Annotated in this window: 15 protein-coding genes; 11 read left to right on the top strand and 4 right to left on the bottom strand. The window is 73.2% G+C overall.

Translation table 11 applies throughout. The features are described 5' to 3' along the window. Window positions 1-37: 37 nt before the first annotated feature. Complete coding sequence (locus tag ACJOT3_RS09965) at window positions 38-424, bottom strand: DUF3515 domain-containing protein (protein ID WP_406971168.1); 387 nt, start codon at window positions 422-424, stop codon at window positions 38-40. A gap of 113 nt (window positions 425-537) precedes the next feature. After that, window positions 538-771, bottom strand: coding sequence for an Lrp/AsnC family transcriptional regulator (locus ACJOT3_RS09960; RefSeq protein WP_406971166.1), 234 nt, complete (start codon window positions 769-771; stop codon window positions 538-540). Between the two features lie 116 nt (window positions 772-887). On the opposite strand from ACJOT3_RS09960, the gene ACJOT3_RS09955 reads away from it, so the two are divergent. Next, complete coding sequence (locus tag ACJOT3_RS09955) at window positions 888-1,856, top strand: thiamine-phosphate kinase (RefSeq protein ID WP_406971164.1); 969 nt, start codon at window positions 888-890, stop codon at window positions 1,854-1,856. A gap of 127 nt (window positions 1,857-1,983) precedes the next feature. Further along, on the top strand, window positions 1,984-2,634 hold the full coding sequence (locus tag ACJOT3_RS09950; RefSeq protein WP_406971162.1) for a cellulose binding domain-containing protein: 651 nt from the start codon (window positions 1,984-1,986) through the stop codon (window positions 2,632-2,634). A 116-nt stretch (window positions 2,635-2,750) separates the two neighbouring features. On the opposite strand, the gene rpmB is transcribed toward ACJOT3_RS09950, so the two are convergent. Continuing rightward, window positions 2,751-2,936, bottom strand: a complete 186-nt coding sequence (rpmB, locus tag ACJOT3_RS09945; RefSeq protein ID WP_013151263.1) for a 50S ribosomal protein L28 — start codon at window positions 2,934-2,936, stop codon at window positions 2,751-2,753. Between the two features lie 400 nt (window positions 2,937-3,336). Between rpmB and recG the strand changes: the two genes are divergently transcribed. Next, on the top strand, window positions 3,337-5,517 hold the full coding sequence (gene recG / locus ACJOT3_RS09940; RefSeq protein WP_406971159.1) for an ATP-dependent DNA helicase RecG: 2,181 nt from the start codon (window positions 3,337-3,339) through the stop codon (window positions 5,515-5,517). A gap of 276 nt (window positions 5,518-5,793) precedes the next feature. On the opposite strand, the gene rsmD is transcribed toward recG, so the two are convergent. Next, a complete protein-coding gene (rsmD, locus tag ACJOT3_RS09935) occupies window positions 5,794-6,360 on the bottom strand; it encodes a 16S rRNA (guanine(966)-N(2))-methyltransferase RsmD (protein WP_406971157.1) in 567 nt (188 codons plus the stop codon). A 172-nt stretch (window positions 6,361-6,532) separates the two neighbouring features. On the opposite strand from rsmD, the gene coaD reads away from it, so the two are divergent. The 8 genes from coaD to smc all read left to right on the top strand — a co-directional run bounded on the left by coaD (window position 6,533) and on the right by smc (window position 15,031). Then, on the top strand, window positions 6,533-7,015 hold the full coding sequence (gene coaD, locus ACJOT3_RS09930; RefSeq protein WP_406971155.1) for a pantetheine-phosphate adenylyltransferase: 483 nt from the start codon (window positions 6,533-6,535) through the stop codon (window positions 7,013-7,015). 147 nt (window positions 7,016-7,162) lie between these two features. Further along, entirely contained in the window at window positions 7,163-7,741 is a 579-nt protein-coding gene (locus tag ACJOT3_RS09925) for a YceD family protein (RefSeq protein ID WP_406971153.1), read from the top strand. Between the two features lie 142 nt (window positions 7,742-7,883). Next, entirely contained in the window at window positions 7,884-8,060 is a 177-nt protein-coding gene (rpmF, locus tag ACJOT3_RS09920; protein ID WP_073379826.1) for a 50S ribosomal protein L32, read from the top strand. A 362-nt stretch (window positions 8,061-8,422) separates the two neighbouring features. Beyond that, window positions 8,423-9,148, top strand: a complete 726-nt coding sequence (gene rnc, locus ACJOT3_RS09915) for a ribonuclease III (RefSeq protein ID WP_406971151.1) — start codon at window positions 8,423-8,425, stop codon at window positions 9,146-9,148. Between the two features lie 9 nt (window positions 9,149-9,157). After that, complete coding sequence (gene mutM / locus ACJOT3_RS09910) at window positions 9,158-10,018, top strand: bifunctional DNA-formamidopyrimidine glycosylase/DNA-(apurinic or apyrimidinic site) lyase (RefSeq protein WP_406971149.1); 861 nt, start codon at window positions 9,158-9,160, stop codon at window positions 10,016-10,018. Window positions 10,019-10,174: 156 nt separating this feature from the next. Continuing rightward, a complete protein-coding gene (locus ACJOT3_RS09905) occupies window positions 10,175-10,462 on the top strand; it encodes an acylphosphatase (RefSeq protein WP_406971147.1) in 288 nt (95 codons plus the stop codon). Between the two features lie 389 nt (window positions 10,463-10,851). Further along, window positions 10,852-11,040 (top strand): hypothetical protein, encoded by a 189-nt coding sequence (locus ACJOT3_RS09900; RefSeq protein WP_406971145.1) that lies wholly within the window; start codon window positions 10,852-10,854, stop codon window positions 11,038-11,040. A gap of 445 nt (window positions 11,041-11,485) precedes the next feature. Beyond that, a complete protein-coding gene (smc, locus tag ACJOT3_RS09895) occupies window positions 11,486-15,031 on the top strand; it encodes a chromosome segregation protein SMC (RefSeq protein ID WP_406971143.1) in 3,546 nt (1,181 codons plus the stop codon). Window positions 15,032-15,143 lie beyond the last annotated feature (112 nt).

Below are 15,143 nucleotides of genomic sequence, written 5' to 3'. Positions count from 1 at the left end.
CCGCCCCTTCGTGTTCCGCGCGCCCCCGCCGGGAGTGCTAGAGCTTCCCGTCGGGCAGCGGCGACAGGTGTTCGGCGACCAGGTCGCTCACGGTCGTGAGCGCCGCGGCCGGGGGACCGTAGGAGGTCGGGATCAGCAGCTCGACGTAGGCCTCGTGGCCGACCGCCGTGAAGACCGTGGGGGCGTCGGCCGGCTCGGACAGCCACGGCACCCCGTTGACCTCTTCGAGCAGGGAGTCCGGGGCCAGCGCCACCGGCCGCTCCACCCCGCAGCGCAGGCCGATCGCCGGGTCGCCCCAGGCGGCGGTCAGGTCGGAGGCGGGCCGGACGTCGATGCGCTCGGCGTCCATCAGGGTGTCCGGGAGGTCGGCGACCAGAGCCGCGCACATCTCCTCGGCCGCGGCGTCGGGCAGCGGCGGCTCCATGCGCACCGTCGGCGCCCCGCACCCCGCGACGGCGCCCAGGAGGGCGAGCGCCGGGAGGAGCTTCGGGATCTGCCGCAGGGGTACGCGCACCACGTGCTCCGGAAAGGATCGGGTCAGATGTTGACGATCGGACAGGTGAGTGTCCGGGCGATCCCCTCCAGACGCTGGATCCGGGCCACCACCAGCGACCCCAGCGCATCCACGTCGTCGGCCTTGGCCTGGACGATCACATCGTAGGGGCCGGTCACGTCATGGGCCTCCACGACCCCCTCGATGCCCCGGATGCGGTCGGCGACCTCGGCGGCGCGGCCGACCTCGGTCTGGATCAGGATGTATGCCTGCACCATGTGTACTCCTTCGTGCATGCCGGGTACGGGAGCACCCGACGGTGAGGCCGATGACGAACGTGTGACGAACGTGGGTCTAGACCACCGCGCCGGAGCGTCACCGTACCCTGTTCCCTGTGCAGAACACCATTGGGGGCCTGGGTGAGTTCGCTCTGATCAGACGCGTGACGAGCCAATTCCCCAGGACGGACGATGTAATCCTCGGTCCGGGCGACGATGCGGCCGTGGTCGCGGCGCCCGACGGCAGGACCGTGGCCACCACGGACCTGCTGGTCGAGGGGCGCCACTTCCGGCGCGACTGGTCCACGGCCCGTGACGTCGGCCACCGGGCGGTGGCGCAGAACTTCGCCGACGTCGTCGCCATGGGCGCCCGCCCCACCGGACTGCTCATCGGTTTCGCCGCCCCCGCCGACCTGCCCCTGGAGTGGGCCGAGGAGTTCACGCTGGGTGTGCGCGACGAGTGCGCGGTCGCGGGCGGCGCGGTGGTGGGCGGCGACACCGTCGGCTCCGACACCCTCACCATCGCGATCACCGCGCTGGGCGACCTCCAGGGCCGGGCCCCGGTCCGCCGCGACGGCGCCCGCCCCGGCGACGTCGTCGCCTACACCGGGCACCTGGGCCTGTCCGCCGCCGGGCTGGCCCTGCTCACCGCCGGGACCGACGGGCCCGCCGCCTGCCTGGACGAGCACCGCAGGCCCTCCCCGCCCTACGCGGCCGGCCCCGAGGCCGCCCGGCTGGGCGCCACCGCCATGCTCGACGTCAGCGACGGCCTCGCCCAGGACCTGGGCCACGTGTGCCGGGCCTCGGGGGTGCGCATCGACCTGGACCCGGACCTGCTGCGCCCCGAGCCCGCGCTGACCGAGGCCGTGCGCGTCCTGGGCGGGGAGCCCGGGCGGGCCCTGGCGTTCATGGTCTCCGGGGGAGAGGACCACGCCCTGGCCGCGACCTTCCCGGCCGGGGCCGACCTGCCCGGTCACTGGCACCGCATCGGCGTCGTTCTCCCGGCCGAGGGGGAGGAACGGCAGGTCACCGTTGCGGGGGTGGTCCCCGAACACACCGGCTGGGATCATTTCCCCGGAGAATGAGCGCGTTTGGATTTGTCTGTTTTGGCTCGCACGCTAGGCTTGCGGCCGAGAATCGCCCGGTCCCGTTCTCACGAGCGGCGGCCACCGGGCAGGACGATCGGTATCCGATCCCGGGGAGAGGCGGTCCATGGGGCGGCACGGCCAGCGGCAGGGCACCCGTCGCGGTGCGCACCGCAGCGAGCCCGCTGACACCGGGGCGCTGCGGCGGCTGGGCGGCCTCATCGAGAGCACCGTTCCCAAGCGTGTGGAGCCCCCGCGCCTGCTCAACGTCCTGGTCGTCTCCGGTGTGATCCTGGGCCTGCTCCTGTTCGGCTACAGCACCACCCAGATCTACCTCCAGTTCGGCGGCGCCCCCGGGGGCACCACGCAGAACCCGAACACCCAGGACGGGGCGGACCCCAGCGGCGACGTCACCCCCGAACCCGAGGCCGGGGCCGGGTCGCCCGCGCCGCAGACCCAGGCGGGCACCGAGCCCACCACCGTCTCCTACCGCATCGTGGAGTCGAGCGCGTCGGGCTTCAGCGGACACGTCACCGTCACCAACACCTCCCGCGTCACGCTCGACGCCTGGGAGCTGGCCCTGGCGTTCAAGGACGCCGAGGTCACCCATGTCGAGGGCGCCGACTGGGAGGCCATCGACGACGGCATCCTGGCCCGCCAGCCCGGCGGCGCCGACAAGCTCGAACCCGGGGAGAGCGCCTCGCTCACCTTCCAGGCCCTGGGCACGGCGCAGAGCCCGATCCGCTGCTCCCTCAACGGGCACATCTGCCGGCTGTGAGCGGCCCGGCCCCCGCCGGGCGGTGCCGTTCCCGGCACCGGTGCCGGTCCCGGACACGGCGAAGGCCCCCCGACCGGAGTCGGAGGGCCTCGAAGACCTGTCAGGGGCGGTGCTCCCTAGCGGGTCACCTTGCCGGCCTTGATGCACGAGGTGCAGGCGTTCACGCGCTTGGGCGTGCCACCGACACGGGTGCGGACGGTCTGGATGTTGGGGTTCCAGCGGCGGCGGGTGCGACGGTGCGAGTGGGAAACACTGTTACCGAACCCTGGTCCCTTGCCGCAGACGTCGCAGACGGAAGCCACGGTAACTCCATTCAAGTGTTCGGGATCGCGCACGTCGCCGCACGCGAAGGTTCAACCGGCCGAAAGAGGCCGGGCGGACAGGCCGGCGCGAACGCCAACCGTGGAAGAGTACACGAGGGGAGGTAAAACGCCCCGCGTGCGCCGACGGAACGCGATGCCGCCGGAAGGACCATCGACAGCCGCCACGCGGGCATGGCGGAAACACGATGAACTCCCACGAGTATAGCCCCGCCGGAGACGGCGGCGGACATCCGTGCCTTCGGCCCCGTCCCGGGAGAATGCCGACCCGCCCGCCGTCCCGCCGCCGGTCCGCCCGCCGCCCCGCTTCCCGGAGTCGCGGCCGAGCGTCGCAGTGGGGCACTAGCGTTGCCTGTGACCGGCGATCCTGAAGAGGAAGACCATGAGCACCTGGGACGAACCGCTGGGCCGGGGCCCGCTGCGCGGCAAGACGGCCAAGGCCCTGGAGGAGAAACTCGGCCTCCACACCCTCGGCGACCTCCTGCGCTACTACCCGCGCCGCTACGACCGACGCGGCGACCTCACCGACCTGGCCCTGCTGCGCGAGGGCGAGCAGGCCACCGTGCAGGCCCGCGTCCTGGACGCCAAGCGGCGCACCGTCCCGCCCCGGCAGGGGCGGCGGCGGATGGACCTGCTGGAGGTCGTCGTCACCGACGGCCCCGGGCGGCTGCACCTCACCTTCTTCAACCAGGGCGCCTACCACCAGGGGCGGCTCGTCCCCGGGCGGCTGGCCATGTTCTCCGGGCGGGTCAGCACGTTCAAGGGGCGCCGCCAGCTCGACCACCCGCAGTACGAGCTCCTGGACGAGGACGGATCCGAGGTGGACCGGGCCCGCGCCTACGCCGACGAGCTCATCCCCGTCTACCCGGCGGTCAAGGGCATGGACTCGGCCACCATCGGGCGCGCCGTCGAGGTCGCCCTGAACGTCGCGGACGACCTGCCCGACCCGCTGCCGCCCGCCGTGCTCGGCGGCCGGATCGCTGTCGCCGACGCCCTGCGGAAGATCCACCGGCCGCAGAGCGACCAGGACATCGGGTCCGCCCGCCGCCGTCTGAAGTGGGACGAGGCGTTCGTCCTGCAACTGGCGCTGGCCCGCCGGCGCCGCGACGCCGAGAGCCTGCCCGCGGTGCCCCGGCCCGGCGCCGACGACGGCCTCCTGGACGCGTTCGACGCGCAGCTGCCGTTCACCCTCACAGACGGCCAGCGCGAGGTCGGCGGCCTGCTCGCCGACCGGCTCGACTCCGCCCACCCCATGCACTGCCTGCTCCAGGGCGACGTGGGCGCGGGCAAGACCCTGGTGGCGCTGCGGGCCATGCTCCGCGTGGTGGACTCCGGCGGCCAGGCCGTCATGCTCGCCCCCACCGAGGTGCTGGCCCAGCAGCACCACCGCTCCATCGGCGCCATGCTCGGCGCCCTGGGCCGGGCCGGGCAGATCGACGGCGCCGAGCAGGCCACCCGGATCGCCCTGCTCACCGGCTCCATGGGCGCCGCCGCCCGGCGCTCGGCCCTGCTGGACGCCGCCTCCGGGGCCGCCGGGATCGTGGTCGGCACCCACGCCCTGCTCCAGGAGCACGTGTCCTTCGCCGACCTGGGCCTGGTGGTGGTCGACGAGCAGCACCGGTTCGGCGTGGAGCAGCGCGACGCCCTGCGGGCCAAGGCCGCCGACGGCCGCCCGCACGTGCTGGTGATGACCGCCACGCCCATCCCGCGCACCGTCGCCATGACCGTCTACGGCGACCTCGACGTGGTCGCCCTCACCCAGCTGCCCGCCGGGCGCGCCCCGGTGTCCACCCACGTGGTCCCGGCCAAGGACAAACCGCACTACCTCGCCCGGGCCTGGGAGCGGATCCGCGAGGAGGCGGGCAAGGGCCACCAGGCCTTCGTGGTGTGCCCGCGCATCGGCGACGGCGAGTCCCCCGAGGACGCCCAGGGCGCGGGGGAGGAGGGCGAACGCGCCCCGCTGGCGGTGCTGGAGGTCGCCGCCCAGCTGGCGCAGGGCCCGCTGTCGGACCTCAAGGTGGAGGCGCTGCACGGGCGGATGGCCCCCGACGACAAGGACGCGGTGATGGGCCGCTTCTCGGCCGGCACCACCGACGTGGTGGTGTCCACCACCGTCATCGAGGTCGGCGTCGACGTGCCCAACGCCACTGTGATGGTCATCATGGACGCCGACCGGTTCGGGGTCTCCCAGCTGCACCAGCTGCGCGGCCGCGTCGGCCGCGGCAACCTGCCGGGTCTGTGCCTGCTGGTCACCGAATCCGAGGAGGGCTCGCCCGCCCGGGAGCGGCTCGACGTGGTCGCCTCGACCACCGACGGGTTCGTGCTCTCCCAGGAGGACCTGCGGATGCGCCGCGAGGGCGACGTGCTGGGCGACGCCCAGTCGGGCCGCTCCAGCCTGCGCCTGCTCACCCTGCTCAAGGACGAGAAGGTCATCGAGGAGGCCCGCGAGCGCGCCGCCTCCTACCTGGAGGAGGACCCGGAGCTGACCGCCCACCCGCCGCTGGTCCGCGCCCTGGAGGAACTGCTCCCGGAGGAGCGCGCCGAATACCTCGACAAGGCCTGAGCTGTGCTTGCTTTGGGCCTCCGCTTCGCTTCGGCCCACCCGTCGCCCACCACCACCCTCAACGGACGGCCTGACGGCCGCGGCCTTGCTACCTGGCTCGGCGCCACCAGAAGGCGGGAATGGGTTTCAGGAGGCACAGCGGCCCCTCCGGCGCAGTCCTCGCCCGCCCGTCGCCCACCGCCACCCTCAACGGATGGCCTTCGGCCACAGACCTCTCCTCGAAGACCGCTTCTCCGGGGCCTCCAGAACCCCGCCGGCGCCTCGCTGCTCCGGTTTTCAGGCCGTGTAGTGGGCGTACCAGAGGACGGCCTCGCCGTAGCCGCGCTTGCGGTCGCGGGTGAGGCCGGCGGGCCAGGCGGGCTCGGGGGTGCGCTTGGAGCGCTCCACCACCACCAGCGCGCCGTCGGCCAGCCACTTGCGGGAGACCAGGTCGGCGAGCACCGCGGCGATCTCCTCGTCGGTGACCGCGTACGGCGGGTCCGCCACCACCAGGTCGTAGGGCTCGCCCGCGTTGTCCTGGGCGAGCACCCGCTCCACCCGGTCGGCCGACAGCCGGGCGCCGGGCAGGCCCAGCGCGTCGATGTTGTCCCGCACCACCTGGGCGGCCCTGCGGTCGGCCTCCACCAGCAGCGCGTGGGCGGCGCCCCGGGACAGGGCCTCCAGGCCGATGGCCCCCGAACCCGCGTACAGGTCCATCACCCGCAGCCCCGACAGCGGGCCGAGGTCGGACTGGGCGGAGGCGAACAGGGCCTCGCGGGCCCGGTCGCTCGTGGGGCGGGTGGTGCGGCCGTCGGGGACGGAGATCCGGCGCCCCCCGGCCGTTCCGGCGATGATGCGGCTCATGGCACCACCGTAGCCAAGACGCCGCGCCCCCCGGACGCCCCGGCGCGCCTCCTCCCGCGGTGGGGCCGATGGGGGGAAAGTGTCCACTAAGCGGAGGTTGCCCGAATAGGTGTACGGGGCGACCCCTACGATCTCGGTACCCGAACGCCATGACCGAAAGGGGCGATCCACCGTGCGCCGTGCCGTCTGCCCGGGTTCCTTCGATCCGGTGACCTACGGTCACATCGACATCATCGGCCGGGCGGCCAAGCAGTACGACGAGGTCGTCGCCGCTGTGCTCAACAACGTGAACAAGAAGGGCCTGTTCACGGTCCCCGAGAAGCTCGACATGCTCCGCGTGGGCACCGAGGACCTGGCCAACGTGCAGGTCGCCGAGTTCGACGGCCTCCTCGTCGACTACTGCCGCGCCAACGGCATCGACACCATCGTGCGCAGCCTCCGCTCGGTCAGCGACTTCGACTACGAGCTCCAGATCGCCCAGATGAACTACCGCCTGTCCGGGGTGGAGACGGTGTTCATGACGGCGAACCCGCAGTACTCGTTCCTGTCCTCCAGCCTGGTCCGCGAGATCGCCCAGTACCACGGCGACGTCTCCAACCTGGTCACGCCCTACGTCCAGGACCGCCTGCGCGAGAAGTACACCGCGAACGGCTGACACCGCGGGCCTTTCCGGGGCTGATTTGGGTGCTCGGGGACGTGATGGGTAGAATCCAGGTTCGACCATGTGCGTCGCCGTCTTCGGCGTGCGCGCGGGCCGGTCCCGGTGGGGCCGCCCGGCTCCCGGAAACCTCGTGAAAGTCCGATGACCCTGTCTCGTCTCAATCCCCGTGACCCGTTCGTGGTCGACACCCAGGCGCTGGGCCGCCAGCCGGGGTCGATGCGGACGGTCCAGCGCATCGTGACCGTCCCCGAGGCGTTCGAGAACGCGATGGCCGCCGTGCCCCAGGGCCGCGAGCTGGAGCTCGACCTGCGCCTGGAGGCGGTGATGGAGGGCGTCCTCGTCACCGGGAGCGCGCGCGGACAGATCACGGCCGAGTGCTCCCGCTGCCTGGACCCCCTCTCGGAGGACTTCGAGGCGGGCTTCCAGGAGATGTTCCGGTACCCCGCCGACGAGGACGCCTCCCATCAGGAGGACCTGGAAGCGGACGACGACGATGAGGACTACTATCTAGAGGGCGACCTGCTCGACCTCGAACCCGTGGTCCGAGACGCCGTCGTCCTCGCCCTCCCGCTCTCGCCGCTGTGCGACCCGGATTGCCCGGGCCTGTGCTCGGAGTGCGGTGCCCGACTCGCCGACGCCGGTCCCGACCACGGTCACGGCGACCGGGTCGACCCCCGCTGGGAGGCGCTCCGCAACCTCGCGGAGCAGCCCGGCGAGTGACAACAGCCCTTCCCCGTGCACCACGGGGATGATCCCGGCCCCGTGCCGGGCGCCCCGTTCTACGGAGCACGCCCCGCCGCGCGCGGGGTTGACCAGATAAGACCTCCCGCGATCCGCGCGGGGGTGACCCAGGAGGATTGAAGTGGCCGTCCCGAAGCGGAAGATGTCGCGGAGCAACACCCGGACCCGCCGTTCCCAGTGGAAGGCGTCGCGCCCGGTGCTGGTCAACTGCCCGCGCTGCCGTGACCCCAAGCAGCCCCACGTCGCCTGCCCGACCTGCGGCACCTACAACAACCGCCAGGTCGTCAACCCGGCCTAAGGCGTATGACAGGTCTCCGGGTCTCCGAACCCGGCTCCTGCCCACGGGGCGGGTCCGTATCACGGACCCGCCCCGACCGCTGTCCGCGGGCGGCGGGGGAGGCGCGGACGGGCCGGGATTTGTAGAGTGTCATCGAGGGGCGGCCCCGGGCCGTCCCCGCCCCGTCTACCGTCCACGCGACGGCCGGCCCGCGGACCGCATCGGAGTTCCCGAGTTCGTGGTGGCCGCCGGGGGAGCGGGTGCCGTGTCCGGCGCCGGGCTCCCGCGACGTTCACCTCGTTTTCGAGCACCCTGGTCGGGCCGTGCGCCCGCGACCGCGCACGCGCGCCGCACCGGCGTGCCCGAACAGGGAAGTGAAACGAGTGGCCACCCAGCTCTCCTCCGCCGAGGCCAAGGCGTTCCACCAGGCCATCGGGGTCGAGGTCGACCCCAAGATCCTGGTCCGCGCGCTGACCCACCGCTCCTACGCCTACGAGAAGGGCGGGCTGCCCACCAACGAGCGCCTGGAGTTCCTGGGCGACTCCGTGCTCGGCCTGGTGGTCACCGACACGCTGTTCCGCAAGCACCCCGACCTGCCCGAGGGCCAGCTGGCCAAGCTGCGCGCCGCCGTCGTCAACATGCGGGCGCTGGCCGACGTGGCCCGCGGCCTGGGCATCGGCGCCTACATCCGGCTGGGCCGCGGCGAGGAGGGCACCGGCGGGCGCGACAAGTCGTCGATCCTGGCCGACACCCTGGAGGCCATCATCGGCGCGGTCTACCTGGACCGCGGCCTGGACACCGCCTCGGAGTTCGTGCACCGGCTGTTCGACCCGCTGATCGCGACCGCCTCCGGGCTGGGCGCGGGCCTGGACTGGAAGACCTCGCTCCAGGAGCTGACGGCCGCCGAGATGCTGGGCGTGCCCGAGTACCACGTGGACGAGTCCGGCCCCGACCACCAGAAGACGTTCCGGGCCACGGTCCGCGTCGCGGGGGAGAGCTACGGCCTGGGCGAGGGCCGCAGCAAGAAGGAGGCGGAGCAGCAGGCCGCCGAGTCCGCCTGGAAGGCGATCAAGGCCCGATCCGAGGCCGCCGGAAACGGAAAGAAGTAGGTTCTCCCGATGCCCGAGTTGCCCGAGGTCGAGGTCGTCCGCAGGGGACTGGCCGACCACGCCGTGGGACGCGCCGTCGCCGGGGTGGAGGTCCTGCACCCGCGCGCCGTGCGCAGGCACGCCCCCGGCCCCGCCGACTTCGCGGCCCGCCTGGAGGGGCGCACCCCCACGGCCGCGCTGCGCCGCGGCAAGTACATGTGGCTCACCCTCGACGACGGGTCGATGCTCCTGGCGCACCTGGGGATGAGCGGTCAGCTGCTGGTCCAGCCGCAGGGCAAGCCGGACGAGAAGCACCTGCGGGTGCGGCTGCCGCTGTCGGACGGCAACGAGCTGCGGTTCGTCGACCAGCGGACCTTCGGCCACCTGATGGTGGACGGGCCGGGGGAGCGGGCGGACGTGCCGGCGGCGGTGGACCACATCGCCCTGGACCCGCTGGACGCCGCGTTCGTCCCGGAGGAGTTCGTGCGGGCGCTGCGCGCCAGGGACACCGAGGTCAAGCGGGCGCTGCTGGACCAGTCGCTGATCAGCGGCGTGGGCAACATCTACGCCGACGAGGCGCTGTGGCGGGCCGGGCTGCACGGGCGGCGCGGCACCCGGGGGCTGACCCGGGCGCAGGCCGGCGAGCTGCTGGGGCACGTGCGCGACGTGATGACGGAGGCGCTGGCGGTGGGCGGCACCACGTTCGACGGGCTGTACGTCAACGTCAACGGCGAGAGCGGCTACTTCGCCCGGGGCCTCAACGCCTACGGGCGGGAGGACCGGCCGTGCGGCCGGTGCACCACTCCGCTGGTGCGGGAGTCGTTCATGAACCGCTCCTCGTTCAGCTGCCCCTCCTGCCAGAAGCCGCCGCGGCGGTCCCGCACCGCCTGATCCCGCCGCCCGCCGCGCGGTCCGGCCGCACCCCTTGATCGGGCTGTGACGGCGGGCTGTGACGGGTGGGGCAGGTGGGGTTCTGGGGGGTCGAACGGCCCGCAGAACCGACCGGTGAGGAAAGTGTCTCCCCAAGGTAAGGAAGAGGAACGGTCAATGAGCGGCGACGACGAGGTCGTCCGGCTGACCGCGTGGGTGCGCGGTCATGTCCAGGGTGTGGGTTTCCGCTGGTGGACGCGGGCCCGGGCGCTGGAACTGGGGCTGACCGGGGCCGCCACCAACCTCGCCGACGGCCGTGTCGAGGTCGTCGCGGAGGGTCCCCGGCAGGCCTGCGAGGCGCTTCTTGAACGCCTCAGGGGCGATGGAACACCCGGCCGTGTGGACTTTGTGGTCGAACGTTGGGGTCCGATCGGGGGGACGTTCACCGGTTTCGTCGAACGGTGAGTATCCTGGACGGGTAACGCGATTCGATCGCACCCCGCGACCGCGACGGTCGGAACCGAAGGCTCGTGGCAGGGTCTCGTGGGGTGTGGCGGCCATCATCGTGCGTTCCCGCGCGTCTGCGGCCAGAGCCGGGGGTGGTCCTCTTCGTATCGTGTTACCACCACCTGCCCGGAATTCTCACTCCGGGTCATGGCGGTTACCGACTGTTTGTAATCCAATCTTGACCAGTGACGCGCCTAGTGAGACTCTGGAAGGCACACCGCGCAACACTTCCACCCGCGTGGAAGCAACGTCCATGAACGCGAACCAGCACGTCATGGAAAACAAATCCCGCGGGGTGTCGCATGCGCAAAATCACAACTGGTCACTCAGTGTGGAGGACCCACATCATGGCGAAGGCTCTGTTTGGCCACGTCGGCGGCTCCGACCCTCGTATGGTTCAGGAGATGCGACGGCTTCAGAAGCGGGTGCGCGACCTCGAAGCCGAGGTCAGCCGGCTTCAGGCGCGCAACGACCAGCTCGACATGGCGGTCAGCGACGTCACGGCGGCGACCGACCGCGAGCCCGCGCTCGCCTGATCCGCGTGTTCCGCGCCCGGTGATGACCGGCCGCGCACGCCGCGCTCGAATCCAGGGGTGGGGACGCCGTTCCGCAGTATCGTCCAGGCGTCCCTAGAATCCCTGCCGGTGGACTTCCACCGGATCCACAAGTCCATCGAGCCGCAGTCTTTCCTTTTCCATTGCGGCCTCTTTTCCTTTAGTACCCGGCGGACCCCGTCACAACCCTCCGTGTCCGCCGGTGATCCCCCCTCCTTTTTCCTCCCGTGAAAGCCGGGAGGAAACGTACGAATACGCGACGCGCGGGGCGGAGCCACTCCGCCCGGCGACGCGTCCCCCACCGGCACACCGCGCCGATCCCCGCACCCCTGTCACCTCTTCGTGGCACCCTTGTACGGGTCGGCCCGCGTTCCCCTCCTCACGGAACCGCGGCGCGAACGCTCGGTGGCCACTGCGGGAGGTGTGGGTGTATCTGAAGAATCTGACGCTGCGCGGCTTCAAGTCGTTCGCGTCGGCCACCACCCTGCGCTTCGAACCGGGCATCACCTGTGTGGTGGGCCCCAACGGCTCGGGCAAGTCCAACGTCGTCGACGCCCTGTCCTGGGTGATGGGCGAGCAGGGCGCCAAGTCGCTGCGCGGCGGCAAGATGGAGGACGTCATCTTCGCGGGGACCTCCACCCGCCCCGCGCTGGGCCGCGCCGAGGTCAGCCTCACCATCGACAACACCGACGGCGCCCTGCCCATCGACTACACCGAGGTCACCATCAAGCGGACCATGTTCCGCAACGGCGGCTCGGAGTACGCGATCAACGGCGACACCTGCCGCCTCCTCGACATCCAGGACCTGCTCAGCGACTCCGGCATCGGCCGCGAGATGCACGTCATCGTCGGCCAGGGCCAGCTCGACACCGTCCTGCACGCCGGCCCAGAGGAGCGCCGCTCGCTGATCGAGGAGGCCGCGGGCATCCTCAAGCACCGCAAGCGCAAAGAGAAGGCGATCCGCAAGCTCAACGCGATGCAGGGCAACCTGGACCGGGTCACCGACCTCACCGCCGAGCTGCGCCGCCAGCTCAAGCCGCTGGGCCGCCAGGCCGAGCTGGCCCGCCGGGCCGCCGTCATCCAGGCCGACCTGCGCGACTCCCGGCTGCGGCTGCTCGCCGACGACATCGTCACCCTCACCGGGCAGCTCGCCAAGGAGGAGGCCGACGAGAAGGACGTCCTGCGCCGCCGGGCCGCGGTGGAGGCCTCCCTCGCCCAGGCCCAGGAGCGCGAGTCCGAGCTGGACGCCCAGGCCGCCGAGGCCGCCCCCGCCCTGGCCCGCGCCACCGAGACCTATCACGCGCTGTCCCGGCTCACCGAGCGCCTGGACGCCGTGCGCGGACTGGCCGCCGAACGCTTCCGCAACCTCGCCGCCGTCGGCGACGAGCCCGCCCACCGGCGCGACCCCGAAGAACTGGAGATGGAGGCCGAGGAGGCCGCCGCCCAGGAGGAGGAGCTGCTCGCCCGGCTGGACGAGGCCCGCGAGGTCCTGGAGACCGCCGTCACCGAGCGCAGCGCCGCCGAGGACGCCCTGTACCGCGAGGAGAAGCGGCTGGAGGCGGCCGGCCGGGCCGCCGCCGAGCGCCGCGAGCAGCTGGTCCGCCTGTCGGCGGGCGTCGAGGGGCTGCGCGGCCGCCTGTCCTCCGGCGAGGCCGAGATCACCCGGCTGGAGGAGGCCGCCGCCCAGGCCGCCGAACGCGCCGAGCAGGCCCAGGCCGAGTACGAGATGGCAGCCGAGGAGGCGGCCGGGCTCGACGAGGGCGACGCCGAGATGGACGCCGCCCAGGAGGAGGCCGCCGCCGCGCTGGCCGCGGTCGAGTCCGAGCTGAACCGGCTGCGCGACGCCGAGCGCTCCGCCGAGGGCGAGCGGGCCGCGCTGGCCGCCCGCAAGGAGGCCCTCGAACTCGGGCTGGCCGGCAGGGACGGCGCCGCCGCCCTGCTCGGCTCCGACCTGCCCGGACTGCTCGGCTCGCTGGCCGCCCTGGTCCAGGTGGAGCCCGGCCGGGAGGCCGCCGTGGCCGCCGCCCTGGGCGCGGCCGCCGGGGCCGTCGCGGTCGCCGACCCCGACACCGCCGTGGCCGCCCTCGAACTGCTGCGCGCCGAGGACGCGGGCCGGGCCGGGATCGTCATCGCCGGGGCCGTGCCCGCCGTGCCGCGCGCGGACTGGCCCCAGCCCCCGCCCGGCGTCCGCTACGCCGTGGACGCGGTCACCGCCCCCGAGCACCTGTCCGGGCCGGTCACCGCGCTGCTGGACCGGGTGCTGCTCGCCGCCGACCTGGCCGCCGCCCGCGACCTGGTCGCCAAGCTGCCCGGCGTGCGCGCCGTCACCCCCGACGGCGACGTCCTGGCCGGGGCGCTGGCCCACGGCGGCTCGGCCGCCGCGCCCAGCCTGCTGGAGGTCCAGGCCGCCGTCGACGAGGCCGCCGCCAAACTGGAGGCCGCCACCGAGGCCGCGGCCACCGCCGCCGAGGAGCTGGACGCGGCCAAGGCCGAACGCGCCGAGCTGTCCGCCCGGGTCCAGGAGCTGACCGCCCGCCGCCGCCAGGGCGAGCGCAAGCGCAACGAGACCGCCCAGCGCCTGGGCAAGCTCGGCGGGCAGGCCCGCTCCGCCGAGGCCGAGTCCGCGCGGTACGCCGCCGCGGCCGCCAAGGCCGCCGCCGCCCGCACCGAGGACGTCGAGAAGCTGGCCCGCCTGGAGGAGCGGCACGCCGAGGCCGAGGAGATGGCCGCCTCCCTGGAGGAGGAGGCCCCCGACCCCGAGGTGCGCGACGAGCTGTCCGCGCAGGCCTCGCGCGCCCGCGCCGCCGAGATGGAGCGCCGCCTGGCGGTGCGCACCGCCGAGGAGCGGGCCCGCGCCGTCGCGGGCCGCGCCGAGCAGCTGCTCGCCCAGGCCGCCGAGGAGCGCCGGGCCGCCGAGCGCGCCGCGCAGCGCCGCGCCCTGCGCGGGGCGCAGGCCACCCTCGCCGAGGCCGTCGCCGAGGGCGCCCGCCTGGCACTGGAGCGCATCGCCGCGTCCCTGGCCGCCGCCGAGTCCGAGCGGACCGCCGCCGAGGCGGGCAAGGAGGCGCGCGACGCCGAGCTGCGCACCGTGCGCGCCCGCGTCCGCGAGCTGTCCGTCGACCTGGAGAAGCTCACCGGTTCGGCGCACAGCGGCGAGATGGCCCGTGCCGAGCGCCGCCTGCGCCTGGAGCAGCTGGAGACCAAGGCGATGGAGGAGATGGGCGTGGACGTGCCCACGCTCGTCGCCGAGTACGGACCGACCGTGCCGGTGCCGCCACCCGCCGACGCGGGCGAGGACGGCGTTCCGGTGCCGTACGTGCGCGAGGTGCAGCTCAAGCGGGCCAAGGCGGCCGAGCGCCAGCTCAACCAGCTGGGCAAGATCAACCCGCTGGCGCTGGAGGAGTTCGCGGCCCTGGAGGAGCGGCACGCCTTCCTCAACGCCCAGCTGGAGGACCTCAAGAAGACCCGGCGCGACCTCATGGACATCGTCCAGGAGGTGGACGCCCGGGTGCAGGAGGTGTTCGCCTCCGCCTACCTGGACGTGGAGCGCGAGTTCTCGGCGATCTTCGGCCGGCTGTTCCCGGGCGGCGACGGGCGGCTGCTGCTCACGAACCCCGACGACATGCTCACCACCGGCATCGAGGTGGAGGCCCGCCCGCCCGGCAAGAAGGTCAAGCGGCTGTCGCTGCTGTCGGGCGGCGAGCGCTCGCTGACCGCGGTGGCGTTCCTGGCGGCGATCTTCAAGGCCCGCCCGTCGCCGTTCTACGTGATGGACGAGGTCGAGGCCGCCCTGGACGACACCAACCTCCAGCGGCTGCTGGTGATCTTCGAGGAGCTGCGGGCGTCCTCCCAGCTCATCGTCATCACCCACCAGAAGCGCACCATGGAGTCGGCCGACGCCCTGTACGGCGTCACCATGCAGGGCGACGGCATCTCCCAGGTCATCAGCCAGAAACTCGAACGCCCCGCCTGATATCCGCCCCGCCCGAGGGGTGCCTCGCCCGAGGGCCGCCCCGGCGGGGACACCCCCGCACACGGGAGCGGCCGCCCCCTCCCGGGGAGGGGGCGGCCGCGTTCGGGGGAGG

The sequence above is a fragment of the Nocardiopsis protaetiae genome (assembly GCF_045446735.1).
GTDB classification, from domain to species: Bacteria; Actinomycetota; Actinomycetes; order Streptosporangiales; family Streptosporangiaceae; genus Nocardiopsis; species Nocardiopsis protaetiae.
The sequence above is the reverse complement of the archived record's forward strand: the minus strand, read 5'-3'. Positions and strand labels throughout refer to the sequence as shown.